The sequence below is a fragment of the Cryobacterium lactosi genome (assembly GCF_004403945.1).
GTDB classification, from domain to species: Bacteria; Actinomycetota; Actinomycetes; order Actinomycetales; family Microbacteriaceae; genus Cryobacterium; species Cryobacterium lactosi.
On record NZ_SOHM01000018.1, the window covers coordinates 117,452 to 143,158 of the forward strand.

General features: G+C 69.5%; 19 protein-coding genes. 9 read left to right on the top strand and 10 right to left on the bottom strand.

The genetic code is table 11. The features are described 5' to 3' along the window. The first annotated feature begins 83 nt into the window (after nucleotides 1-83). The 7 genes from E3T61_RS09530 (at nucleotide 84) to E3T61_RS09560 (ending at nucleotide 7,947) form a co-directional block, all read left to right on the top strand. A complete protein-coding gene (locus tag E3T61_RS09530; protein ID WP_134640618.1) occupies nucleotides 84-1,526 on the top strand; it encodes a helix-turn-helix domain-containing protein in 1,443 nt (480 codons plus the stop codon). A gap of 227 nt (nucleotides 1,527-1,753) precedes the next feature. After that, a complete protein-coding gene (locus tag E3T61_RS09535; protein ID WP_134640619.1) occupies nucleotides 1,754-2,182 on the top strand; it encodes a hypothetical protein in 429 nt (142 codons plus the stop codon). A gap of 72 nt (nucleotides 2,183-2,254) precedes the next feature. Continuing rightward, nucleotides 2,255-3,610 carry a sensor histidine kinase gene (locus tag E3T61_RS09540; RefSeq protein WP_134640620.1) on the top strand — a complete coding sequence of 452 codons (1,356 nt, stop codon included), beginning with the start codon at nucleotides 2,255-2,257 and terminating at the stop codon, nucleotides 3,608-3,610. Continuing rightward, the gene (locus E3T61_RS09545; protein WP_134640621.1) at nucleotides 3,607-4,230 is read left to right on the top strand and encodes a response regulator; all 624 of its coding nucleotides are present in this window, start codon (nucleotides 3,607-3,609) and stop codon (nucleotides 4,228-4,230) included. Before E3T61_RS09540 ends, E3T61_RS09545 begins: the two co-directional genes overlap by 4 nt. A 177-nt stretch (nucleotides 4,231-4,407) precedes the next feature. Further along, nucleotides 4,408-6,675, top strand: coding sequence for a putative bifunctional diguanylate cyclase/phosphodiesterase (locus tag E3T61_RS09550; RefSeq protein ID WP_166793196.1), 2,268 nt, complete (start codon nucleotides 4,408-4,410; stop codon nucleotides 6,673-6,675). 37 nt (nucleotides 6,676-6,712) lie between these two features. Then, a complete protein-coding gene (locus E3T61_RS09555) occupies nucleotides 6,713-7,633 on the top strand; it encodes a hypothetical protein (protein ID WP_134640623.1) in 921 nt (306 codons plus the stop codon). Then, entirely contained in the window at nucleotides 7,633-7,947 is a 315-nt protein-coding gene (locus E3T61_RS09560) for a transcriptional regulator (protein WP_134640624.1), read from the top strand. Before E3T61_RS09555 ends, E3T61_RS09560 begins: the two co-directional genes overlap by 1 nt. A gap of 47 nt (nucleotides 7,948-7,994) precedes the next feature. Here E3T61_RS09560 and E3T61_RS09565 read toward each other — a convergent pair whose 3' ends face one another. Then, the gene (locus E3T61_RS09565) at nucleotides 7,995-8,855 is read right to left on the bottom strand and encodes an alpha/beta hydrolase (protein ID WP_134640625.1); all 861 of its coding nucleotides are present in this window, start codon (nucleotides 8,853-8,855) and stop codon (nucleotides 7,995-7,997) included. A gap of 45 nt (nucleotides 8,856-8,900) precedes the next feature. After that, nucleotides 8,901-9,191 (bottom strand): hypothetical protein, encoded by a 291-nt coding sequence (locus E3T61_RS09570; protein ID WP_134640626.1) that lies wholly within the window; start codon nucleotides 9,189-9,191, stop codon nucleotides 8,901-8,903. 249 nt (nucleotides 9,192-9,440) lie between these two features. Between E3T61_RS09570 and E3T61_RS09575 the strand changes: the two genes are divergently transcribed. Next, nucleotides 9,441-12,314, top strand: coding sequence for an alpha-L-rhamnosidase (locus E3T61_RS09575; protein WP_134640627.1), 2,874 nt, complete (start codon nucleotides 9,441-9,443; stop codon nucleotides 12,312-12,314). A 71-nt stretch (nucleotides 12,315-12,385) separates the two neighbouring features. Here E3T61_RS09575 and E3T61_RS09580 read toward each other — a convergent pair whose 3' ends face one another. From E3T61_RS09580 to E3T61_RS09610, 7 genes are all read right to left on the bottom strand, one after another. Beyond that, a complete protein-coding gene (locus E3T61_RS09580; protein ID WP_134640628.1) occupies nucleotides 12,386-13,930 on the bottom strand; it encodes a glycoside hydrolase family 43 protein in 1,545 nt (514 codons plus the stop codon). 11 nt (nucleotides 13,931-13,941) lie between these two features. Continuing rightward, nucleotides 13,942-16,422, bottom strand: a complete 2,481-nt coding sequence (locus E3T61_RS09585) for a beta-glucosidase family protein (RefSeq protein ID WP_134640629.1) — start codon at nucleotides 16,420-16,422, stop codon at nucleotides 13,942-13,944. A gap of 68 nt (nucleotides 16,423-16,490) precedes the next feature. Then, nucleotides 16,491-18,635: a beta-galactosidase gene (locus tag E3T61_RS09590; RefSeq protein WP_134640630.1), complete on the bottom strand. Its 2,145-nt coding sequence runs from the start codon at nucleotides 18,633-18,635 to the stop codon at nucleotides 16,491-16,493. Further along, nucleotides 18,635-19,495 (bottom strand): ATP-binding cassette domain-containing protein, encoded by an 861-nt coding sequence (locus E3T61_RS09595; protein WP_134640631.1) that lies wholly within the window; start codon nucleotides 19,493-19,495, stop codon nucleotides 18,635-18,637. Before E3T61_RS09595 ends, E3T61_RS09590 begins: the two co-directional genes overlap by 1 nt. Continuing rightward, nucleotides 19,492-21,348, bottom strand: a complete 1,857-nt coding sequence (locus E3T61_RS09600; RefSeq protein WP_134640632.1) for a dipeptide/oligopeptide/nickel ABC transporter permease/ATP-binding protein — start codon at nucleotides 21,346-21,348, stop codon at nucleotides 19,492-19,494. The genes E3T61_RS09595 and E3T61_RS09600 overlap by 4 nt, the downstream gene beginning before the upstream one ends. Next, nucleotides 21,345-22,286, bottom strand: a complete 942-nt coding sequence (locus E3T61_RS09605) for an ABC transporter permease (RefSeq protein WP_134640633.1) — start codon at nucleotides 22,284-22,286, stop codon at nucleotides 21,345-21,347. Before E3T61_RS09605 ends, E3T61_RS09600 begins: the two co-directional genes overlap by 4 nt. A 111-nt stretch (nucleotides 22,287-22,397) precedes the next feature. After that, nucleotides 22,398-23,765 carry an ABC transporter substrate-binding protein gene (locus tag E3T61_RS09610; RefSeq protein WP_241992487.1) on the bottom strand — a complete coding sequence of 456 codons (1,368 nt, stop codon included), beginning with the start codon at nucleotides 23,763-23,765 and terminating at the stop codon, nucleotides 22,398-22,400. Nucleotides 23,766-24,040: 275 nt separating this feature from the next. Here E3T61_RS09610 and E3T61_RS09615 point away from each other — a divergent pair, with 275 nt between their 5' ends. Then, a complete protein-coding gene (locus E3T61_RS09615; RefSeq protein WP_134640635.1) occupies nucleotides 24,041-24,658 on the top strand; it encodes a TetR/AcrR family transcriptional regulator in 618 nt (205 codons plus the stop codon). On the opposite strand, the gene E3T61_RS09620 is transcribed toward E3T61_RS09615, so the two are convergent. Continuing rightward, nucleotides 24,659-25,630 (bottom strand): nucleoside hydrolase, encoded by a 972-nt coding sequence (locus E3T61_RS09620; RefSeq protein WP_198418665.1) that lies wholly within the window; start codon nucleotides 25,628-25,630, stop codon nucleotides 24,659-24,661. Between the last annotated feature and the right edge of the window lie 77 nt (nucleotides 25,631-25,707).

Consider the following 25,707-nt stretch of genomic DNA (forward strand, 5'->3'; position numbering starts at 1 on the left):
GTTCATTAAGAATGCGACCGGATTCGGTGCAGAAACGGAAAAACCCGTGTTAAGAAACACGGTTCTTTACGTATGCTTAAGGAATGCCAACGCCGGCCTCCGACCTCGTCACCCTGGGTCATCGCATCCGTCACTTTCGCAGCGAGCGCGCTCTGACGCTCGATCAGCTCGGTGAGCAGGTAGGCCTGGCGGCCAGCCAGCTTTCGCTGATCGAGAACGGCCGGCGCGAGCCCAAGCTCTCCACCCTGCAACAGCTGGCCCAGGCGCTGGGCGTGCCGCTGGCCGACCTGCTCAGCGGGGAGGCGCCGAACACCCGCGCTGCCCTGGAGATCGAGCTGGTCCGGGCGCAGAAGAACCCGCTCTACGGGGCCCTGGGCCTGCCGCAGGTCAAGATCACCAAGGGCATGCCGTTGCCGGCGATCGAGTCGCTGGTGGGGCTGCACCGCGAGCTGGCCCGTCGGGCCAGCGAGGCCATCGCCACCCCGGAGGAGGCCCGCCGGGCCAACACCGAGCTGCGCGAGCGGATGCGCGAACGCGGCAACTACATGCCCGACATCGAAAAACTCGCCGAGGAGCGGGTGCGCGCCTCCGGCCACGTCTCCGGTGCGCTCACCCACCGCGAGGTGAGCGTGATGGCCGAGCAGCTGGGCTTCACCCTGATCTACGTGAACGACCTGCCGCACTCCACCCGGTCGGTGACCGACCTGGCCAACCACCGCATCTACCTGCCGCCGGCGTCGATTCCCGGCGGGCACGGGCTGCGCTCGATGGCCTTGCAGGCGATGGGGCACCGCCTGCTCGGCCACGAACGTCCGGCCAGCTACGCCGAGTTCCTCTGGCAACGGCTGGAGATCAACTACTTCGCCGCCTGCTGCCTGATGCCGCTGGAGGCCACCCGCAGCTTCCTGCAGACCGCCAAACGCGACCGGGTGCTCTCGGTGGAAGACCTGCGCGACGCTTTCGGGGTGACGCACGAGGCCGCGGCACTGCGGCTGACCAACCTGGCCACCGCGCACCTGGACATGACCGTGCACTTCCTGCGGGTCTCCGGCGACGGCGCCCTGCAAAAGGGCTACGAGAATGACGGCCTGCCGCTGCCGGCCGATGTGACCGGCTCGATCGAGGGCCAGCTGGTCTGCAAGCAGTGGAGCGCCCGCAGCGCGTTCACCCACACGAATCGCACCACCGAGTTCTACCAGTACACCGACACCCCGGCCGGCACATTCTGGTGCGCCACCCAGACCGGCACCACCGCGGATGGCGAGTTCTCGATCAGCGTCGGCGCTCCGTTCGCGCAGGCCAAGTGGTTCCGCGGCCGGGAGACCACCCAGCGCACGGTGTCCCGCTGCCCCGACGAGTCCTGCTGCCGGCGCCCGTCCGGTTCGGTCGCCGCCCGCTGGGCCGGTCAGGCCTGGCCGAGCGCCAGGCTGCACGCGCACGTGCTCTCCCCGCTGCCCAGCGGCACGTTCCCCGGTGTCGACGACACCGAGGTCTACGAGTTCCTCGAGGCGCACGCCGACCAGTAATCGGGCGGGAGCGACCGATCGTGGCAGCGACGTCACGTGACGGGGTTTCCCGGGCCGGCTCCGCCGTTTCGTTCGCTCGCTCGAGCCGCAGTGCGCGTGGTACTACGACCATCGTGCAATGGCGCAGGCTGCGGGATCGCCGGATTCTTGAAGGACAGGGACGGCGAGCAGCAGGTTGTCGTTTCCGGATCGGTCGCAATCCAGCGACACTATTGGAAGGAGACACCATGAAACGAATCATTATCGGCACGGTGGCCGCCGCCCTCGTGGCGGTTCCGGCGACGATCGGCTTGTGGGGCAATGCGTCGTTCTCGCAGGAAGTGCCCGTGCGGGTCCCCGCCTCCGGGCAAGTCGTTGAACCTTCATCGACTCCGAGCAACTCGTCCAGCCCGATTGACGACAACGGCGGCGACACGCCCCGGGACCAGCGCATCGAACCCGGCGATGACCGCGACGTGCAGGGAGGCTCCCCCGCGTCGGGCGCACCTTCCGATGGTGCCGATGACAACGGCGGCGATACGCCCCGCGACCAGCGCATCGAACCCGGTGACGATCATGATGGGTCCGATTCTTCCGGATCCGGCTCGTCGGGATCCGGCTCGTCGAGTGATGACGCAGGCGAGGACGATAATGGCGGGCATGGAAGCGATGACTGAGTGACCACCCCCGCGGATGCCACCGCCTCGACCGGCCGCGTGCCCCTCGAGGTCGATGGCGTGCCGTGGGTCATGGTCGCCGACGGCGCCCCGACAGGGATCGTTGGCGCACAGCCTCCGGTGCGCACCCGAGGCGTGGTGCTTCGTCTTTCCCTTGCCTTGGTGGCGGCACTCATCGTGGTGGCTGTCCTCGGAGCACTTGCCGCTCAGCTTCTCGCCGAACGGCAGTCTGTGAATGACGCCGCGAACAGGGCCGATATTCTCGCTCAGGCAGTGATCCAGCCCGCCCTGTCGAACCAGCTTGTTGATGGTGATCCCGACGCTGTCGCCGCACTGGATGCGCTCATTCGTGACCGTGTGCTGGGCTCGGAAATCGTGCGCGTCAAGCTCTGGCGGCCCGACGGCCTGGTGGTCTACGCCGACGAGCCACAGTTGATCGGGCGCACATTCCCGCTCAGCGAGAATCAGCAAGAGGCTCTGGCTGCCCCTCAGGTGCGGGCCGAGGTCTCAGACCTGTCCGGGTCGGAGAACCAGTTCGAGACTGGTGGCCGGTTGCTTGAGGTATACCGGCCGGTGTGGGCTCCCGACGGTCGCGAACTCCTGTTCGAGCTCTACTCTCCCTATGCGCCCGTCGCGGCTCGATCGGCCGAGCTGTGGCGGGGGTTTGCCGGAGTGACGATCAGCAGCCTGCTCCTGTTCGCGGCCCTCGCGGCGCCAATCGTGTGGCGTTTGTTGAAGCGGGCCCGCGCTGTTGACCGTGAGCGAGCGGCCCTTCTGCAGCACACCGTCGATGCCTCTGACGCCGAGCGGCGGAGAATCGCCGCGACCCTGCACGACGGACCTGTCCAGGAGCTGGTCGCAACCGCATTCGCCGCAGAAGGCGTGGCGGCCGGTGCCGCGGCGGCGGGTGAGACGGACGTGGCCTCCTCGGTACGCGGTGTTGCCGCTGCAGTCCGGGGGAACATCCGCGTGCTGCGCTCGCTGCTGGTGGACATCTACCCTGCGAGCCTTGCCGCAGCCGGCCTCCCCCAGGCCTTACTCGACCTCGCCGATACCGTTCGCGGGCGGGGCGTCGATGTGCAGATCGGTCTTGCCCCGGACCTGCGAGATCTCACTGACCTTGAACGACGGCTGGTGTACCGGGTCGCGCAGGAGTGCGTGCGCAATTCCGCTACCCACGCAGCACCCTGCAGTGTCGTGCTGACGTTGAGAGCCGAGGCCGACACCGTTGTACTCGACGTGGCCGATGACGGTCCAGGTTTCGAGCCGGACTCCCTGCAGAGCCGACCGCTGGGCCACTTCGGCACGCAAGTGCTGGCCGACCTCGTCGAAGATGCCGGGGCGAGGCTGCTTCTGGCGACTGCGCCCGGTAAGGGAACGACCTGGCGACTGATTGTGCCTCCAACCGAACATGTGGCCGGCTCGTGATCCGTGTGCTCGTGGTCGACGACCATGCCATGGTCCGCGCGGGGCTGATCGCTGTGCTCGCCGCCGACGGCGACATCGAAGTCGTCGCTCAAGCAGCCGATGGCCGTGCCGCCGTGACCGAGGCCATCGCAACGACCCCCGATGTCGTGCTGATGGACTTGTCGATGCCGGTCGTCGATGGTGTGGAGGCCACTCGACAGGTGATCGCACAGGTCCCGTCAACGCGGATCGTTGTGCTGACATCCTTCGCCGACCACGATCGGGTCCGGCGAGCGCTCGATGCCGGCGCGGTCGGCTATCAATTGAAGGATGCCGAGCCGGACACGTTGCGGGACGCGGTGCGAGCCGCTGCCGGCGGGAACGTGCCCCTGGACCCACGCGTGGCGGGCGCCCTACTGCCACGCGCCGCCCACCACGCTGATGCTCTCAGCCCGCGCGAACGTGAGGTGCTTCTCCTGGTCACCGACGGGCTGGCCAACAAACAAATCGCGCGAGCGCTGGGCATCACCGAACGCACCGTCAAAGCCCACCTCGGCAGCGTCTACCGGCACATCGGTGTCGCCGATCGCACGAGCGCAGCGATGTGGGCGCGAGATCACCTCGACTCCAGCCCGCACTAGCGCCTCACGACGGTATTCGTCTGCGCGGCAGTGCCGAATCCGCCGAGGCATGAAGGTCCCCGAGCGGCTATCGTGAACAGACGACATTGGGGGGACGCCATGGGGGTGAGAACACCTGCGCGGCAGCGCGACCAGGCACGGCCGGTTGGGCGGTGGGACTCGTGGCCGATCTGGATCATGGCCCTCCTGCTGGTGATGTTCTTTGCGGCCATCATGCTCCGAAGCGACGCGGAGTTCAGCCCGCTGGTGGACGGCTGGCTGGGGTTGCTCGCCATGGTGGTTCCAGTTGTCGTGTGTCTGAGGGCACTCCGTCGCACCCGGTTTCGCCAGCTGGAACTGGTGCTCGCCGCGGCAGCGGTGACCTCCTGGGCAGTCGGAAACATCTACTTCGTGCTCGCGGCGGGCTTCAGTGTGACGCTGCCCTATCCGTCCCTGGCCGACGTGGGGTTCCTCAGCTTCTACCCCCTGATGCTGGCTTCGCTGGTGGTGATGGTGAGCCGGAAAGCGCGGGACATGGCCTGGCCTGTAGTCCTGGACGGCGCTCTGGGCAGCGTCGCCGCCGCGGCCGTGCTGACGGTGCTGCTCAATCCCATCTTGGGCCCCGTCGCCGACCGGCCTCTGTCGCTGGCCACCGCGGTCGCGGTTGCCTATCCCCTGGGCGACCTGCTTCTTGTGGCCGCCTTCGTCGGGATCGGGGCGTCCCAGGGACGGAACGCGGGTGCAAGGTGGCTGCTGCTTGTGTTCGGCCTGATGACGTTTGCCGCCACCGATGTCGCCTACGCCCTGCTGGAGCTCACGGACCTGTATCTGGTGGGCACTCCCCTCGACATGGGCTGGGCCGTCGGCCTCGCCTTCCTCGCGTGGTGGATCGACGGGTCGGCCCGCACGGTCAAGACCCGAGCCGACCCCGCGTGGTCGATTCCCGCCCAGACCGTGCCGGTGTTGGCCACGGCCGCGGCGTTGGGCGTGCTGGTCCTGGCCAGCGAAGTGGAGATCCCGCCGCTTGCGGTGGGGCTGGCCAGCCTGACGCTGGTGCTGGCGGCTGTTCCCCTGGTCTTCCGGCAGCGGATCCGGCTCGCGGACATGCGCCGCCAGGCCATGACCGACGAACTCACCGGCCTGCCCAACCGGCGGGCGCTGTACGCCGAGGTGCCTGCCCGGCTGGCCGCCGACCGGGATCGCCACAGCGCGCTGCTGGTGCTGGACCTCGACAAGTTCAAGGAGGTCAACGACAGCCTCGGTCACGACGTCGGCGACGGCCTGCTCAGGCAGGTCACCGATCGTCTGTCGGTGCAACTGCGCCACACGGATCTGCTGGCCCGGCTGGGCGGCGACGAGTTCGCCATCCACCTCGACGGATGTGATGTCGGCGAGGCCGAGAGTGTGGCCGTGAAGTTGCGCGCGGCACTGACCGAGCCGTTCACCCTGGCGGGCATCGCCCTGCAGGCCAGCGCCAGCATCGGGATCGCACTGTTCCCTTCGCAGGGCCAGGACCTGACAGTTCTGCTGCGCAAGGCCGACATGGCCATGTACCGGGCGAAGTCCACGCGCACCGGGCACCACGTGTACGTCGACGATGACAGCCACGGCGATGAGCGGTTGCGCACCCTGGCGGAGCTGCGCACGGCTCTGCACGAGGACCAGTTACTGCTGCACTACCAGCCCAAGATCGACCTCGCCACCGACACCGTCTGCGGTGTGGAGGCCCTCGTGCGGTGGAACCACCCGGTACGGGGCTTGCTCTACCCGGATGCGTTCCTCGGGCTCGTCGAGGAGGCCGGGCTGATGCCGGCGTTGACTCACATCGTGTTCGAGAAGGCCCTGGCCCAGGCCGAGGCCTGGCAGGAAGACGGCCGCGAGCTGTCCATGGCCGTCAATCTGTCGGCAAGCTCTCTCGTCGACGTCGACCTGCCCGACCGGATCGGTGACATGGTCGAGGCGCGCGGGCTGGCGCCATCCGTTCTCGTGCTCGAGATCACCGAAGACTTCCTGATGGCAGACCGGGACCGGGCACATGCCATCCTCACCAGGCTGCGGGCCCTGGGCGTTCGGATCGCCGTTGACGATTTCGGCACCGGCTACAGTTCGCTGGCGTATCTGCGGGATCTGCCCATCGACGAGCTGAAGCTGGATAAGTCGTTCGTGATGCCGATGGCCGACGATCCGCGCGCGGCCGCGCTGGTGGCTTCAACCATCGCCCTCGCGCACAGTCTCGGCCTGCGGATGGTCGCCGAAGGAGTCGAGAACAGCGTCGCGTACGCCGAGCTCGCCGGCTATGGCTGCGACATGGCGCAGGGCTTCTATATGTCTCGGCCGGTCCCGGCGGCGGAGCTGGACGCCTGGCTGGCGAAGCGCGAGTCGGCCATCGGGCTGCGCCAACCGGTGGCATTCAGCTCAGCACCCGGCGCCATCCACTTGCGAACTGGAAAGTGGATGCTAGATTGACAGTGCGGCGAAGATAGCCGCGGCAATCGGGGGATTCATGAGCGACCAGAACAGCGGCGACCAGCACAGCGGCGACAGCGCACGACCGGGCACGGATGCCGCGGCCACGCTGCTCCGGGCCAGCGACGCGGTCGGGTACCGGGTTCGCGCGGCCATCGATGCCCGCACCAGGGCCATCGTCGATGCCTGGATGGCCGTGGCCGTTCTGACCTACTCCCTCGCCTTCGCCCTCTCCGGCATCGGCGGCGCCGCCGGGGCGGGTCTCATCAGCGGAGTCGCCCGCACGTCCAGGGACGGGGTCAGCGTGCCGTTCCTGGTGCTCGCGGCGTTCCTCGCCGCCAGCACCCTGACCGACGGACTCACGCAGAGCCTGTACCAGCCCCTGCAGCCGCGGTCCAGGCTGCGCCGGTTCGGCTACTCGTTTGCCAGCATCCTCCCGCTTCTGACCCTCCTCTGCCTGGCGTTCATTGTGCCGACGACGCCGTGGCCGCTCGCCCTGACGATCGCGTGCATTTCCGCGGTGCCCGTGGTCGTTCTGGCGGTTCGTTCGGCGCTGCGGGCCAGACGGGCCGGCGTTCGGCGCCCCGAGCCGTCGTTGTCAGCCCTGCTGAGCCCGACCGGCCGCGTCGTCACCGCCGTCCTGGGTCTGTGGCTGGGCGCGATCGGCATGTTGACCGGCACCCCGTTCGGCGTCGCCGGCATCGCCGCGGCCGGCGCCTTCTTCCTCGCGATGCTCGCCACCCGTACCACCCGCGTCGGTCTGGACCGGCTCGCCGAAGACTGGGGTCGCACCCAATGGGCCGCTTTCGGCTGCTCCTACCTGCTGATGCTCAGCCTGTCCGTGGTGCTGCCGCGCACCACCTGGGATCTCGACATCGTCAGCAACGTCGGCGGCATCCTCATCGCGGCGCCGCTGGTGGTCGCCGCGTTCCGGCCCGCACCCATCTGGGAGACCTGATGGCGGCACGCCACCCCCGGCACGACCTCGACGACGCTTTGCTCACGCCGCTGCGCTTCTCGGTGATGGCCGCGCTCCGGCCCGAGGTCGAGATCGACTTCGCCACGCTGCGCGACCTGCTCGAGACCGACGACTCGGCGCTGAGCAAGGCCATCAGCATCCTCAGCGCGGCAGGCTACCTCGCCGTGCGCAAGGGGTACGTGGGAAACCGGCCGCGTACCTGGCTCACCGCCACGGCCGCCGGAATCGCGGCCATGCGCATCCACGTCGCCGCGCTCACGGCCATCGCCGCGGGGCTACCGCCGGTGCCCTGACGATGTGCCCAGCCGACTGATCTGCCGTTTCTCACCCCAGCCTGAACCTAGGACTGGGCGGGGCCGAACCTGTTCGAACCGTCGAGCCAGGCGGCCATGCGCCGGATGCTGGCGTGGGCGCCCGGGTTCTCCGGCTCGTTGAGGTGGCCGTGCCGGGTGTCCGGTTCGCAGAAGACCACGACGTCGCCGCCGGCCAACGCGAGTTCGGCCGCGAACGCCTGCCCGGAGGCGCGCAGGCTGTCGTGCTCCGAATTGAGCACAAAGGTGGGCGGCAGGCCGGCCAGGTCGTGACCGCCGGGGAACGCGTAGGGGTTGTCCAGCGTGGCGGCGTCGCCCACGTAGTTGAGGTTCATGGCCCGCACGTCGTCGGGCTCGAACCGGGCGTCGGCGGGCAGCGCAGCGATCTTCTGCCCAAGCTCGGCGGCCGGTTCCGGCAGGACGGCGTGCACGAGCGGGTAGGCCAGCAGCAGCGACGCCTGCTGGACCCCGCCGGCATCCCGCAGGCGCAGCGATGCCCCCGCGGCGAGGTTGGCCCCGGCGCTCGCCCCGCCGAGCGACACCCGGTCCGGGTCGATCGAGTAGTCGGCGGCGCGCTCGACGGCCCACCGGTAGGCCACAGTGACCTCCTCCGAGGCGACCGGGAAAAGCACCCCGTGGCGGGCCGGTTCGCTGTCGGTCAGGGCCGCCGACACCGGCGCCAGCCGGTAGTCGACGCTGATCACGGTGATGCCTCGAGCCGCCAGCTGCTGGGACACCCAGTGCGCCTCGGGCATGTCGAGGTCACCCCAGGCGAAGCCGCCGCCGTGCGCCCAGACGAGCGCCGGCAGCAGCGTGGCCTCCGTGGCGGTGGCGCGATAGACGCGAAGTGGAATGTCACCGTGCGGGCCGGGAACGCTCAGGGAATCCATGGCACTGTTTCCACTCTCGATGGTCCACCGGCCGTTCTGGGGAGGCTAGGCCGACACCAGCCGGTTGTGCCTCAGCATAACCGTGACAGGGGCGACCCAAGCGGGGATGATCGCGAGCAGGCCCGCATAGCCGATCTCCCGGCTGAAGGTGAGGAGTCCGAGCACCACCAGACCTCCGCCGAGCCCGCGCAGCAGGTTCGCTCGTCGCGGGCGGATGGGAGGGCTGACCAGCAGCGGGAATCTGTCGAGGGGGTTCGCCTTGGCCTCGATCATCGCGGATTTTGTCAGCAGCACGGATCCCACCGCGACCAGCAGCACCCCCAGGACGATTTCCATCACGCACCCCCGCGCCCGGCCGGCGGTTGCGAATCTCGCCGGCGCCTTGCCGTCTCCCCATCGTTGCACAGCCTCGGCGCGGCGGCACGCGTTCGAACCTGTGCCGGCGAGAACATCGCGGGCGGCGAGAATGTGAGAGCCACTAGAAACCGAATACCGAATGACTATATGGTTTTAGAATGACCGGCGGGCCACCACGTGCTGCCCGCATTCGTTCTGCCCTGCGCCACCGTCTCAATGGAGAGATTCATGCCTGAAGCCACCGCGTTCCCCGTCGTCGTCTCCGCGCTCTGGGCCGAGGGCCGTGGCCGGCCCGATTTTCTCGCAACGGGCACACCCACCCTGTCCTGGCAGGTGCAGACGGATGTGCCGGGCTGGCTACAGCACTCCTACGAGCTCGAGACGCGGGTCGGGTCGGCCGTGCAGGCCGAGCGCCGGCAGACCGTGCACTCGCAGCACCAGCCCTGGCCGGCCGAGCCGCTCGGCGCCTACGCGTCTGCCGCCGTGCGGGTGCGGGTGACCGGCACCGACGGGTCGGTCTCGGGTTTCAGCCCCTGGCTGGAGCTCGGCACCGGGCCGCTCTCGCCCGCCGACTGGGCCGCCCCGTTCATCGCCGCCGCGCCGGCCGGCACCGAGTCCGAGTCCGACGCCGAGTCCGACGCCGACGACCGCGGCACCACCCGGTTCCGCACCGAGCTCACCGCCGCACCCGGCCTGGTCTCCGCGGTGCTGTCGGCCACCGCGCACGGTATCTACCAGGCGGTGGTCAACGGCCAGGTCGTCGGCGACGAGGTGCTCACCCCCGGCTGGACCAGCTACGACGACAGGCTCACCTTCCAGTCCTACGACGTCACCGGGCTGCTGCGGGAAGGCGCGAATGTGCTCGGCGCCACCGTCGCGGACGGCTGGTACGGCGAGCGCTTCGGCTTCGACGGCAACTTCCAGCAGGGATACCCCGGCCCGCGAGCGCTCTCGGTGCAGCTGCGCCTCGAGTACGCCGATGGCCGAGTGCACACCGTCATCACCGACGAGCGCTGGACCGCGAGCGGCACCGGCCCGGTCACCCGGGCCGGCATCTACCCCGGCGAGAGCTTCGACGCCCGCCTGGCCGATGCCGCGCTGGTCGATCCCGGCACGGCGTTTCCGCATCCGCTGCCCGTCGTTGTGCTCGGCGCCGACGTGGCGAACCCGGCCCGGCTCACACCGTCGTTCGCGCCGCCGGTGCGCCGCATCGAGTACGTGGCCGTGCAGTCGGTGACCACCAGCCCGAGCGGTGCGACCCTGCTCGACTTCGGCCAGAACCTGGTCGGCTGGCTCGAACTCAGCCTCGATGCCCCCGCCGGGCACGCCGTGACCCTACGGCACGCGGAGGTGCTCGAGAACGGCGAGCTGGGCGTGCGGCCGCTGCGCTTCGCCGAGGCCACCGACCACTTCACCGGCGACGGCGACGGCCGCCGCACCTGGAGCCCGGCCTTCACCTTCCACGGCTTCCGGTACGCCGAGGTCACCGGCTGGCCCGGCGAGCTCTGCCCGGAAGACATCCGCGCGGTGGTCGTGCACAACGACATGGTGCGCACCGGGCACCTGCAGACCAGCAACCCCAAGCTCAACCAGTTGCACCAGAACGTGCTCTGGGGCATGCGCGGCAACTTCCTCAGCCTGCCCACCGACTGCCCGCAGCGCGACGAACGACTCGGCTGGACCGGGGACATCCAGGTGTTCGCGCCCACTGCCAGCTACCTCTACGACGTGTCAGGTTTCCTCGGCTCCTGGCTGCGCGATGTGGACGCCGACCAGCGCCGGGCCGGCGGGGTGGTGCCGTTCGTGGTGCCCAACCCGCTACCGATGACCCCGATGGCCGCCGCCGCGTGGGGTGACGCGGGCACCCTGGTGCCGGATGCGCTCTTCGAACGGTACGGCGACGAGGCCGCGTTGGCCACCCAGTACCCGAGCATGCGCGCCTGGGTGGATGTGGTCGACGACCTGGCCGGGCCGGACCACCTGTGGAGCGGCGGCTTCCAGTTCGGCGACTGGCTCGACCCGAGCGCCCCGCCCCAGAACCCGGCCGCGGCCAAGACCGACCCCGACATCGTGGCGACGGCCTACTTCTTCCGCTCCACCAGCCGGCTGGCCGCCGCGGCGGAGGTGCTCGGCCGAGACGAGGACGCGGCCCGTTATTCGCAGCTGGCCGAGGGCATCCGCGCCGCGTTCGTGGCCGAATACGTCACCCCGGCCGGGCGGATGCTCTCCGACGCGCACACCGCCTACGCCCTGGCGATCGGCTTCGGCCTGCTCACCGACCCGGCGCTCGTGGCGAAGGCCGGCACCCGGCTGGCCGAGCTGGTGCGCTCGCACGGCTACCGCATCGGCACCGGCTTCGTGGGCACCCCGCTGATCTGCGACGCCCTGTGCCTGGGCGGCCAGAGCGAGGTGGCGTACCGGCTGCTGCTCGAGGAGGGCTGTCCGTCGTGGCTGTACCCGGTGTCGATGGGCGCCACCACCATCTGGGAACGCTGGGACAGCATACTGCCGGACGGCAGCATCAACCCCGGCGAGATGACCTCGTTCAACCACTACGCGCTCGGCGCGGTCGCCGACTGGATGCACCGCGCCATCGGCGGTATCGCACCGGCCGAGCCCGGCTCCCGGGTCACCCTGGTCGAGCCCGTGCTCGGCGGCGACATCACCAGCGCATCCGCATCGCTCGACAGCGGGAACGGCCCGGTCACGGTGGACTGGACCCTGACCGGCAGCACCTTCGCGCTGGCCGTGTCGGTGCCGCCGAATACCACCGCGGTGGTGCGGCTGCCGGGAGCGGCCGAGACCGAGGAGGTGGGCTCCGGCGCGCACGAGTGGGTCACGGATGTCGCCGAGCTCGTCGCGACCACCGCCCCGGCGCCGCTCGGCATGCAGACCTCGCTCTCGGAGATCATCAACGACGCCGAGGCGGCATCCGCCCTGCAGGCGCTGTTCGCGGAGCTCGGCTACGTCATCGGCCTGGGCTGGACCACGGGCGGCCGCTGGAAGAGCAACTCGCCCCTCGGCACGAGCCTGATCATGCTCCCGCCGGCCGGGGTGGCCCGGGTGCAGCAGCTCCTCGCCGAGCTCAATACCCGCCCGTAGTCCCGCGAACTGTGAGCTAAGCACCTAAAAACGCGAGTTTTCGGGGCTTAACTCACAGTTCGCGGGAGGGGTTATTCGGTTCCGGCGTAGCGGAAGGCGGCGAATGAGACCTCGCCGGTGACCGCGTAGAGGCAGAGCACCCGGCCGGTGAACGAGGCCGCGGTCTCCTGGGAGAGGTAACGGCCGTCCACCCGGGCCAGCTCCACCCGGTCGGCGCCCGAGCCGACGCTGAGCACCACCACGTCGCTGGTCAGGCCGGACAACATCGACGACGCATCCGGCGGCACGGTGTCCAGGCCGAGCGTCACGGCACCGTCGACGACGTGGGCCGGGGCCAGCGGCACCGTCCACTCCTGACGGATGCCCGCGACGCAGGCGCGCGCCGTGACCACGCCGTTGCCCACCTCGATCTCGTAGTGGTGGTCTTCGTCGTAGCGCACCCCCAGCCCGCCGAGGCCGGTTCCGCTGCCCGCGACCCCGCCGACCCGCACCGAGGTGCTCGACCAGGGGTTTTGTTGCCGCACCCCCACCAGCACGGGCTGCTCGGCATCGAGGGTGCTGCCTTCGCCGGTCAAGACGAGCCTGCCCGCCGCAGCCCCGCCGGCGAGCGTCGCCAGCTCGGCCGGGTAGCGGCGCACGCCGATCCACTCCGGCGCAAGCGCCGCACCGGTGAAGTCATCCGCGAACACGGTTTCGCCGGGCCGGGGGTTCAGCAGCACCGGGTCGGCGGCCAGCCAGCCGTTCTCCCACCGGGCACTGGTGATGAAGGTCTCCCGGCCGAGCGCGGAGAACGCCTGGGTCATGCCGGTGGGCCGCATGCCGAGCATCACCAGGGCCCAGCCGCCGTCGGGCGTTTCGACGAGGTCGCCATGGCCGGTGTTCTGGATGGGCCGGCTGGTGCTGCGGGCGGAGAGGATCGGGTTGGTCGGTCCGCCGGCCGCGACCCCCTCGGTGAACGGTCCGTACGGGTGGTCGCCGCGGGCCACGCTGATGCCGTGGCCGCGCTCGGTGCCGCCCTCGGCGATCAGCAGGTACCAGTGCTCGCCGTGCTGGTACAGGTGCGGGGCCTCCGGGAACTTCAGCCCGGTGCCCGACCACACCGACACCGGCTGCGACAGCGGAATGCCGGTGGCCAGGTCCACGGTGAACTGCAGGATGCCCTTGTGCTTACCGGGATCCTCGCCGCTGGTGACGTCCAGGCCCGAGTAGGTGATGTACGCCAGGCCGTCCTCGTCCCAGGCGAGGTCGGTGTCGATGCCGTGCACCCCGTCGATGAGGGTGCCGTCGCTCCACGGCCCGGCCGGGTCGGTGGCGCTGAAGATGAGCATGCCGCGGCCCATCGCATCCGTCACGACCACATAGAACACACCGTCGCGGTGCCGGATGGTGGGCGCCCAGGCGCCGCCGAGCGTGGGCACGTGCGCCGACGCCAGCTGGCCGGGGCGCTCCACCACGTGGCCGAGCTGGGTCCAGGTGACCAGGTCGGTGCTGTGGAAGACCGGGATACCGGGCAGGTACTCGAAGGTGGAGGTGGCGAGGTAGTAGTCGGTGCCGACCTTGACCACGCTGGGGTCAGGGTAGAACCCGGCGATGAGGGGGTTGGGCCAGTTGGTCATGACGTCGCCGTTCAGTTCAGGGTGACGGGGACCGACAGCGGCAGCTCGCTCACGCTGGTGCCCACCTCGAAGAGGTAGGTGCCGGTTTCGTAGTGCCAGCCGTCCTGCCAGTCGGCGAACGCCCGCTCCGGTACCCGGATGTCGACGCTCACGCTCTCGCCGGCCGCCGCGACGACGGGCGCGAAGCCCACCAGCCAGCGCACCGGACGGTCGATCGTGGAGTCGGCCCTGGACGCGTAGACCTGCACGACCTGCTTGCCGGGGCGCGCCCCGGTGTTGCTCAGGCGCACCGTCACGGTGGCGACGCCGGCGGCCGGCAACGCGTCGTCCACGGTCACAGCGTCGAGCGACCAGGTCGTGTAGCCCAACCCGTGACCGAATTCGTAGGCCGGTTCGGTGCCCGCCTTCAACCAGGCGCGGTAGCCGATGTGGATGCCCTCGTCGTAGCGCACGATCCCGTTCTCCGGGGTGACGTCCAGCACCGGCACGTCCTCGAGGGTCGCCGGCCAGGTCGTGGGCAGGCGGCCGCCCGGCTCGGCCTCGCCGAGCAGCATCGCGGCGACCGCGTCGCCGTACTCCTGGCCGCCGAACCAGCTGAGCAGGATCGCGGCCACGTCGTCCCGCCACGGCATCAGCACCGGCGAGCCGGAGTTGACGACCACGACGGTGCGCGGGTTGACCGCGGCGACGGCGCGCACGAGGTCGTCCTGCCGGCCGGGCAGGTCCAGGTCGGAACGGTCGTAGCCCTCCGACTCCACCTTGGAGTTGGTGCCCACGACGAGCACCACCACGTCGGCGGCGGCTGCGGCGGCCACGGCCTCCGCGATGAGCTCATCCGGGTTGGACTGGTCGGGTTCGATGCCGATGGTGATCGACAACGCTCCCATCAGGGCGCCCTCCGGGTCGATGTCGTACTCCACAACCAGGTCGAGGGACACGCCGGCGGTCACCTGCACGGCCACCGACGCCGAGGGCGGCGACAGGAACGCGGCGCCCAGGTCGGTGCCCTCCGGGATCACGTGCTCCTCGTGCAGCAGGGCGCCGTCCACGAAGATGCGGCCGTTGCCGGCGCCGGCGAAGCCGATCAGCACTTCGCCGGTTTCCTCGGGCGTGTAGCGGGTGCTGAATTCGAGCACCGCGGATGCCGAGATCGGGGCGTCGCCGCCGAACCACACCAGCGCGGTGGCGCGGCGGTCCTCGGCGAACAGCTCGGTGCCGTCGGCGTCCAGAAAGCGCACCCGGGCGCCCGGCTCGTCGGTGTGCGGGTTGACGATGGTGGCCAGCGGCAGTTCGGCGATCCCCTCCTGCACCACGGCGCCCACCGAGTAGGTCACCTCCGCGTTCGGCAGGGCGGCGATGAGGCCGTCGATGGGGGTGATCACGCGCTCCGGCAGCACGGTGGCGCTACCGCCGCCCTGGGTGCGGGCGAACCGGGCGTTGTGCCCGATCACGGCCACCTTCGTGAGCGTGTCAGCAGCCCAGGGCAGCTCATCGGTGTTCCGTACCAGCACACTGCCGGCGATCTCGGCCTCCTTGGCGAACCGGATGCCGTCTTCGACGACGACCGGCGCGGCGACAGCGGGTTCGAAGCCCTCCAGTGCGCCGACCCGGGCGGCCAGGGTGAGCAGGCGCAGCACCTTGCGGTCGATCGCGCTCTCCTCCACCTCGCCGGCGGTCACGGCAGCGACCAGGGCGTCGCCCCAGGGGCCGGCCGGTCCGGGCATGACCAGGTCTTGCGAGAAGCGCGCGCTGTTCACGCTGCGCACTGCCGTCCAGTCGCTGATCACGACGCCGTCGAAGCCCCATTCGGAGTTCAGCGGGGTCTCGAGCAGGTCGTTCTCGGTGACGGTGGCGCCGTTGACGGAGTTGTAGGAGCTCATTACCAGCCAGGCGTGCGCGTCGGTGATGGCCTCCTCGAACGCCAGCAGATACAGCTCGCGGAGCGCCCGGTCGGACACGACGACGTCGGCGGTGAATCTGTCGGTCTCGAAGTCGTTCGCGATGTAGTGCTTCGGGGTGGCACCCACCCCGTTCTCCTGCACACCCTCCACATACGCGGCGGCGAGCTTGGCGGTGAGGATCGGGTCTTCGCTGAAGGCCTCGAAGTGCCGGCCGCCGAGCGGCGAGCGGTGCAGGTTGATGGTCGGGCCGAGCACCACGTCCACGCCCTTGCGGCGGGCCTCGACGGCGGCGACGTTGCCGTACCGGCGGGCGATCGACGGGTCCCAGGCGGCGCCGAGCGCCGTGGACGACGGCAGGTTCAGCGACGGCGAGCGCTCGTCCCAGACCTCGCCGCGCACGCCGCTGGGGCCGTCCGAGACCAGGATGCGGCGGAGGCCGATCTTCTCGATCGCCGCGGTGGTCCAGAAGTCGCGGCCGGTGAGCAGCAGCACCTTCTCCGCCAGGGTGAGCTGGTCGAGCAGGGCCGCTAGGCGGGCTGCGGTGGGGTCGGTCGGGTCGGTGACAGCGGTGTCGGTGGTGGTGATCGTCATGGTGCGATTCGCTTTCGTGGGGATCGGCTCGGAGGGTGAGGGAACCAGTAAAGGGGTGAGAAAAAGGTCTATTCGGCGGCGCTGTCGGTGAACACCCGCACGTCCCAGGCGCCCAGCTCCAGGCTGGCACCGTCGTCGTGGGCGCTGCCCGAGATCAGGTCGCTCAGCTGGGTGGGCGCGGTGAGGGTCTGCGGGGTCCACGACCAGTTGTGCACGAAGTAGACCCGCGAGCCGTCGGGGGCGCTGGAGCTGGTCACGGTGACGCTCTCGGGCAGATTCGCCCAGCCGGCCACCGGGGCGGGCACCAGCCAGGCGGCCAACGAGTGCGCCAACGCCTGGTTGGGTACGGTGCCCACCACGGTGACGGTGCCTGCGCCGTGGGCGTGGCTGGTCACCGCCGGCCACCGGCCGAAGTGCGGATGCTCGTACCCGACCAGTGCCGTCGCGCCGTCGAGGGTGAGCCCGTCGAGCCAGGCGGTGGCGGCGGAGCCGGGCCGGAGGTTCAGCCCGGCGCCGGCATCCGTCACCGTGACCGGTTCTGGCAGGGTGGCGAACTCGTCGTACCAGGCGCCGGCCGCCTCGGCCAGCCGGGCCGGTTGCACCTCGTGGCGAGCGCGGCCCTCCCGGTCGGCGTAGGCCGAACGCGGGCCGAGCACCAGGTGGCCACCCGCGGCGGCATAGGCGTCGAGCCAGTCGAGCTCGGCATCCGCGGCGGTGAAGAACGCCGGCGCGATCAGCACCGGGTAGGCGAGCGCGAACTCGGCCGCGTCGCCGTTTTCGAGTTGGTCAACCCCGGCCGTGGCACGACCGGGGAAGATCTGTTGCGGCCGCACCAGGCGCGACTGCAGGCCGGCATCGAACGCACCCCGCACAAACGAGGCGATGATGCGGCGGTAGGAGTCCGGGTCGAAGTATTGCCCGGGCGCGGAGAACGGGGCCTGCGCCGACAGCGCGAACTTGCTGTCGGAGTCGTAGAGCACCGCCACGTCGTAGTCGGGCCGGGCGCGGGCCACGACGGCGCCGGCCGCCTGGAGTTCCTGGCCGAGCCGGGCGATCTCCCGGTAGGCGCGGCCGGGCTTCTGGCTGTGCGGCAGCACGCCACCCCAGTAGGTTTCGGCACCGAAATGCAGGGTGTGCCAGTGCCAGTACTCGATCATGCTTGCGCCGCGGGACACCAGGGCCCAGGCGGCCTGGCGCCACTGCCCGTCGTAGGGCGAGAAGTTGAGCTGGGAGAACCCGATCGACGAGGCGTTGGTCTCGGTGACCAGGAACGGGCCCTGCTTGGACGAGTACATCACGTCGGCCAGGTGGTACAGCGCCCAGGTGCCCTTCACGATCCAGTCGGCGCTTCTCTCGTCGGTCGACGGATGCGCCAGCGACCCCTCCCCCTCGTAGTAGGCGTTGCCGCTGGCGATGTCGAGGTTCGCCGACAGGTTCACGTCTTCGACACCGAGCTGGTCGTAGGAGATGCAGGTGGTGACGAACTGCTGTGGCCCCGCGTACTCGCGCACGATGTCGGCCTGCCAGCCGATGTACTCGGTGACCAAAGTGGCCTGGAATCGGCGCCAGGCCAGGTCGTACTGCGGCTGGAAGTTGCCGTCCGGCCGCCAGAGGTCGGCCCAGGTGGAGAGTTTGTGCGACCAGTAGACCAGACCCCACTCGCGGTTGAGGGTCTCCACGTCGCCGTAGGTGTGCCGCAGGTCGTCGGTGAACCGCTGGAACACACCCTCGTTGTACAGCAGCCGGATGCCGGGCTCGTTGTCCACCTGGAAGCCGATCACCGCGGGGTGGTCGGCGTAGCGGGCGATGATTTTGCGGATGATGCGCTCGGCATAGAAAAGGAACGTCGGGTTGGTGAAGTCCATCTCCTGCCGCATGCCCCAGTGGTTGGGCGTGCCGGTGGCCGAGTCACCGGCCACCTCGGGGTGCAGCCGCTTCATCCACATCGGGATGGCGTAGGTGGGGGTGCCGAGGACGACCCCGATCCCCCGCGCGTGGGCGCCGTCGAGCACCGGCTGCAGCCAGTCCAGGTCGAACACGCCGGGTTCGGGCTCCCAGGTGGACCACACCGATTCGCCGACCCGGATGACCGTGAAGCCGGCCTCCTGCATCAGGTCGAGGTCGGTGTCCAACCGGGGGCTCGGCTGGTACTCGTGGTAATACGCGGCGCCGAAGCGGATGCCGTCGAAGGCCGGCACGGCGTCGGGGCTCATCAGGCCGCCCCGGCCTGGGCGTCGGCCCGCTCCTGCTCGAGCACCAGCCGCTGCCGCACGGCCCGGCGCTGCTCCTGCCGGTCGGGGTCGGGCACCGGCGCGGCCAGGAACAGCTTCTGTGTGTACGGGTGCACGGGGTCGCTGGTGACCTGGTCGCCGGCGCCCCACTCCACGATCTCGCCGTGGTACATCACGGCGACCCGGTGGCTGAGGTGCCGCACCACGGCGAGGTCGTGCGAGACGAAGAGGTAGGCCACCCCGGTGCGCTCTTGGATCTCCTTGAACAGGTCAAGCACCCGGGCCTGGGTGGAGAGGTCAAGGGCCGAGACCGGTTCGTCGCAGACGATCAGCCGCGGGTCCAGCGCCAGGGCGCGGGCGATGGCGATGCGCTGCCGTTGCCCGCCGGAGAACTCCCGGGGCAGCCGGTCGGCGGCGTTGCTGGGCAGGCCCACCTGGTCGAGCAGGTCGAGCACGCGCTTGGAGGCATCCTTCTTGGCCACCTTCCGCACGGTGAGCGGCTCCACCAGGATCTGCTCGATCGTCAGGCTCGGGTTCAACGAGGTGTACGGGTCCTGGAAGACCACCTGGATCTCGCTGGAGAGCGCCTTGCGCTCCCGGCGGCCCAGGTGCGCGATGTCCTGGCCACGGTAGACGATCTGCCCGCCGGTGACCGGGGCCAGGCCCAGGACCGCACGGCCCAGGGTGGTCTTGCCCGACCCGGACTCGCCGACCAGGCCCACGGTCTCGCCGGGGCGGATGTCGAGGGAGACACCCTTGAGGGCCTGGAACGGCTCCTTGCGGAACCCCTTGATCGGGTATTCGACGACGACGTTCTGCACGTCGAGCAGAAGCTCGGTCATGACTGCGCTCCAATGGTGTCGGAGATACTGGGGGTGGTCAGCGCGGTAGCGGCGGCCCGGGCGGAGTTGCCCTCGTCGAGGTCGCCGCGGGCTTCGCCGTCTTCGAGGATCGCCGCGAGCAGCGACTGGGTGTACGGATGCTTCGCCTCGTTGAAGATGGCCCGTACCGGTCCGGTTTCGATCACCCGGCCGTCGCGCATCACACTCACCCGGTCGCACAGGTCGGCGACGACGCCGAAGTTGTGCGTGACGAGCACCACGCCCATGTTCAATTCGCTCTGCAGTTCGCGCAGCAGGTCGAGCACCTCGGCCTGCACGGTCACGTCCAGCGCCGTGGTGGGTTCGTCGGCGATGAGCAGGTCGGGGTCGCAGGAGACGGCGCCGGCGATGAGCACCCGCTGGGCCATGCCGCCGGAGACCTCGTGCGGGTAGGCGGCGAAGGTGCGCTCGGGGTTGGGGATGCCCACCCGGGCCAGCAGTTCGAGGGCCCGTTTCGTGGCGTCCTTCTTCGACAGGCCCAGGCACACCCGCATCGGTTCGACCAGCTGGCTGCCGATCGTGAAGGCGGAGTCGAGGTTGGACATCGGCTCCTGCGGGATGTACGCGATCTTCTTGCCGCGGATCTTGGTCATCTCCTTCTCGGAGGCCAGGGCAAGGTCGGAGCCCTCGAAGAAGATCGACCCGCCGGTGACCCTGCCGCCGTCGGGCAGCAGGCGCAGGATCGACCATGCGGTCTGGGTCTTGCCCGAGCCGGATTCGCCGATCAGGCCGTGCACCTCGCCGCGGCGCACGGTGAGCGACACGTCGTGCACGACGGTCTTCACGGTGCCGTCCGGCTGGTCGTAGCCGATCGCGAGGTCCTGCACCTCCAGCAGCACCTCGCCGGTGCGGCCGGAGGAGGAGAGGTCCTCGGCGTGGAACACCGCGGCGGTCTTGTTCACGTCGGCGGGGCGCAGCGGCGGCCGGCGGCGGCGCTTGGCCTTACCGCTGCGCTCGAGCTCATCGCGCATCGCGTTGGCGAGCAGGGTCAGCGCCACACAGGTGAGCGCGATCACGGCGCTGGGCCAGAGGATCAGCATCGGTTCCTTGTAGATCTGGCGGAACCCGTCGTTGAGCATGGTGCCCCAGGTGGGGATGGACTGGTCGCCGAGGCCCAGGAAGTCCAGCCCGGCCTGAATGGCGATGGCGATGCCGAGCACCATGGCGGACTGGATGATGACGGGGGCGCGCACCACGGTGAGGATGTGCTTGCCGATGATGCGGCTGTCGCCGAGGCCGGCGACCCTGGCGGCGTCCACGTACAGTTCGTTGCGCACAGCGGTGACCGAGGCGTAGACCAGCCTGAAGAACGCCGGCGAGAGCAGCACGCCGAAGATCATCATCGACAGCCACATCGACGGGCCGAGCACCGAGCGGGCGGCCAGCAGCACGACGATGCCGGGCAGCGCCATCAGCAGGCCGGTGAGCCAGGACGAGACCGAGTCGAACCATTTGCCGTAATAGCCGGCGATGAGGCCACCGGTGACACCGATGACCAGGGCGATGATCAGAGCGAGGGCGGCGCCGGCGAGGCTGAACCGGCCGGCGAAGATCAGCCTGGAGAACACGTCGCGGCCGGAGCTGTCGAAGCCGAGCGGATGCCCGTCGGCGGGGCCGCCGAGCACGTCCTGGATCGACGAGGAGTTGGGGTCGTGCGGCGCGAGCAGCGGGGCGAAGACCGCACTGAGCACGAGCAGGGCCAGGAAGAGCATGGTGCCCAGGCCCACGGGGTTGCGCAGCAGCCGGTTGAAGAGCGAACGGCGGGCGGCGCGGGGCAGCGCCGGGGCCAGCACGGTGGGGGTGAGGTCGATCATGAGAGACGCACCTTCGGGTTCAGCCAGCCCTGGAGCAGGTCGATGAGCAGGTTGACGATGACGACGATCGCGGCGGTGGCCACGACCAAGCCCATCACCATGGGGATGTCGCCCTGGGTGGTGGCCTGCACGGACACCTGGCCGAGGCCGGGGATCGCGAAGATCTGTTCCACGATCACGGCGCCGCCGAGGAGGCCGACGAACTGCACGGCCAGCACGGCCAGGGCGGGGCCGCCGGCGTTGCGGAGCACGTGCTTGAAGACGACCCGGTTGAAGGAGAGGCCGCGGGAGCGCAGGGTTCGTACGTAGTCCTGGCGGAGCGCGTCGACGACGCTTCCGCGCACCTGCTGGGCGACGCCTGCGATGCCGCCGATAGCCAGCGCGATGATGGGCAGGGTGACGCTGGCGGCCCATCCGCTGGGCGAATCGGCGAACGCGGTGTACCCGGTGGGCTTGAACCACTTGAGGTTGAGGGCGAACAGGGTCACCAGGCCCAGGGCGATGAGGAAGCCGGGGATGGCGAAGCCGAGGATGGAAACGGCCTGCACGACCTTGTCGGCCCAGCCGCCGCGGATGGCGGCCCAGACGCCGAGGATCACGGCGATGACGGCGATGAGGATGATCGCCCCGATCACCAGGGAGAGGGTGACGGCCAGGCGGGAGGTGATGCCCTCGGTGACCAGTTGGCCGGTGAACCAGGACTCGCCCAGGTCACCCTGCACGGCGCCGGTGAGCCAGGAGAAGTACTGCTCGTAGAGCGGCCGGTTGAGGCCGAGCTCCTCGGTCTTCTGCACCACGGTCTCGGGGGTGGCCATCTGGCCGAGGATGCGGCGGGCGATGTCACCGCCGCCGATGTAGAGCAGGGAGAACGCGATGGTGGAGATGAGGAAGAGCAGGACGGCGCCCGAGAGCAGCCGCCGGAGGATGAATCTGAACACCGTTGTTCCTTCACTGTTGTGCTACCCGGGTGAGTGGGGTCCGGCCCGAGGTGCCGCACGGGCGGGGCCGGGAGGGCCGGGCCGCGCGACAGCGCGGCCCGGCTGGGCTACCTAGGAGGCGGGGGTGAAGTTCCAGAGGTAGGGGTACGCGTTGCCGACCTGGGTCTCAACGTTGGTGTTGGCATCCGTGGCGTAGTTGGACTCGACGCGGTACCACGGGGCGAACCAGGCCTGCTCGACGATGTAGGCGTTGAGTTCCTTGAGCGCCGCGTCGGCCTCGTCACCGGTGGAGGTGCCGATGGTGGCGACGAGGGCGTCGACCGTCGGGTCCTGGTACTTGGTGGGGTTGAACGAGGCGTTCGGGGTGAGCTCGAAGTTGATCAGCGCCCAGTCGTTGTCCTGCTGCAGCTGCATCCAGGTGACCCCGTACTTGGGGGCGAGGATGTCGGCGATGAAGTTGGTGCCGGTGTCGGTGTAGTTCACCGTGATGCCGACATCCTTGAGCTGCTGCTCGATGAGGGTGAAGACGGCCGGGTTGCCGAGCGAGGTGCTGGGCATGTCCAGGGTGAGGCCATCGGCGTAGCCGGCCTCGGCGAGCAGCTTCTTGGCCTCGTCGGGGTCGTAGGCGTAGCGGTCGTCCAGGCTCTCGTCGTAGGCGGCAGACGAGGTCGGGAAGATCTGCGTGGTGGGGGTGCCGAGTCCTTCGCCGACGGCGGTGAGCATGGCCGGACCGTCGATGGCGTAGTTGAGGGCCTGGCGCACCTTGACGTCGGAGAGGGCGGGGTTCAGCGTGCCGGCGCGGTCGAAGAGGATCAGGCCGGTCCAGTCCAGTTCGAACGGGTTGAGGGTGTAGCCGGCGGCTTCGACCTCGGCGTTGTTGGTGTTGTCGGTGAGCTTGGCGCCGTTGATCTGGCCGCCCTTGACGGCGTTGAGCATCGACGTGGTGTCGGCGTAGACCTTGAGGGACAGGTTGTCGTAGTGCACGCTGTCCTTGTCCCAGTAGTCGGGGTTGGCAGTGAACTCGTACGAGGTGCCCACGACGGTCTTGTCGGTGTCGAGGATGTACGGGCCGGAGCCGACCGGGTTGGTCTTGGCGTCGGCGGCGCCGAATGCGGCGGGGCTGCCCTGCATGCCGGCGTTCTGGGTCAGGTAGTGCAGCAGCGCGGGGTCCGGCTGGGTGAGGGTGAGCTCCACGGTGGTCTCGTCGATCGCGGTGGCGGAGCCGAGCGAGGCGAGGAAGGACTTGTTCGGCGAGGTGCCGTCGCGGAAGCGGGTGAGGTTCTGCGCCGCGGCATCCGCGTTGAAGGCGGTGCCGTCGGTGAACTTCACGTCGTCACGCAGGGTGAGGGTGAGCACCGTGTTGGTGTCGTCGTAGGACCACTCGGTGGCCAGGCTCGGCAGCAGTTCGCCGGCCGGGTCCTCCTTGAGCAGGGTGTCGTACACGGCCTGGCCGTAGGGCGACTCGTTGGCGAAGTTCATGTTCGCTGCCTCGAAAGTCGTGGCAGGGAGGATAAGGCCCAGGGTAAGGGTGCTGGAGTCTGACTCAGTGGAGGACGAGCTGCTCGCGGAGCAACCCGTGAGGGCGAGAGCTGCAACGGCGACTACCGCTGTCAGGCTTTTCCATCGGAACATCGGTGTTCCCTTTCGGTACGTGCAGTCCTTCGTTGGGCCGCCTCGAAAACAGAAGCTAACACGAAAAGCGAGCAGTTGGTAGGTTTTCGCCAAATTGTTACCGAGCGCGATAGAGTCGGGCCATGATCCCCACCGGCACGGTCCGAAAGCCGCGCGGCGCCTATGCCAAGACGGCGGCGCGGCGCCGGGAGATCCTCGAGGCCGGCATGGACGTCTTCGCCACGAACGGTTTCCGCAGCGGTTCGATCCGGGAGATCGCCGAGGTGGTCGGCATCAGCCAGGCCGGTCTGCTGCACCACTTCTCGAACAAGAATGAGCTCCTGGCCGGGGTATTAGAACTCCGCGACGACAGAGCGACCGAGTACGTCGACACGGCGGCCCCGGCCGGTATCGAGACCATCCGCGGCTTCGTGCGGCTCATCGATTACAACGCCCGAGAGAAGCCGGGCCTGGTGGAGTTGCACTGCGTGCTCTCGGCCGAGGCCACCTCGCCGGAGCATCCGGCCCACGACTATTTCGTTCGACGGTACATCTGGGTTGAGTCGTTCCTCACCGAAGCGTTCACCGCGATGCGGGATGCCGGCCAGCTGGCCGCCGGGATCGACCCGCCCAGCGCCGCACGCGGCATGATCGCCATGAGCGACGGCCTGCAGGTGCAGTGGCTGCTCCGCCGCGACGCCGTGGACATGGCCCAGGAGATGAGCAACTACCTGCGCCCGCTCCTGACCGTCGCCCTGTAGTCAGCCGGCGGCGTGGCCGGCGAGTTTGGCGGTGAAGTCGGCGAAGAGCAGTCGCAGGTCGAGCCGGGTGTACACCCGCATCGGCCGGGGGCCCTGCCGCGGGATCACGTCGTACGACCCGTCGGCCCGGATGCGCGGCACCGTGCGGGTGACGTAGGCGCTCGAGGAGGGATCGGCCTCGAATGACGACTGCAGCGCGGTCAGGAGCACGAGCGGGCTGTCGCCCAGGATGTACGTCTCGCCGATGTGCAGGCCGTGGCTGCCGGCCATCACGGCGACGCGGGCGAGGGCGTCGTAGAGGTGCGAGCCGATGGCGCCGTGCGGGCGCACATCCGTGAGCAGTTCGGCCCAGGAGAACAGCGTCTGCCGGTAGGCGTCGCGCGGCACCTGCCAGATGGGCATGAACGAGTCGAAGATCACCCGGGCGGCGGGGATGTCGATGGCGAGGTTGTACTCCGGCCCGTGTGAGCCCGGCGGCGGCACCGCCAGGCCGTCGTGCTCGGGGCCGCCGATCCAGATCAGGGTGAGCCTGGTGGCGATGCGCGGCTCGAGCAGGTACGCGCTGGCGATCTCAGTGAGACCGGCCCCGCAGGCCACGAACAGCGGCAAGTCGGTGTCGGTGCGCATGGCCTCGGCGATGATGGCATCCGTAGCGGCCGAGCGGAGGGGCGAGAGCGGGTCGGTCATCCCCTGGTTCGACCCAGTCAGGACCGGAATCGTGCCGGCTCGGCCGAGCAGCTCCAGCACGGTGGTGGCGGCCGTGGCGGCGTTGTCGGCTGTGTGCTCTGACGGGTCGAACGGGTCGCCGGGTTTCAGGTGCGAACCGATGATCGAGCGGATCTCCACCGACGGCGACAGCACGTGGTGGGCAAGCTGCACGAGGCCGTCCGGGTCGCCGGAGAAGTCGTTGTCGATGATCACCCGGGCGCGCGGTTGCACGACCCGATGCAGCTCGGTCTCGAATGATGTCAACGCCGGCACCTTCCCTGAGTGGTATCTGACCCGTGGGGTTTTTCTGATGAGTGTAGTGGCGGCGGCGGGCAGGCGGC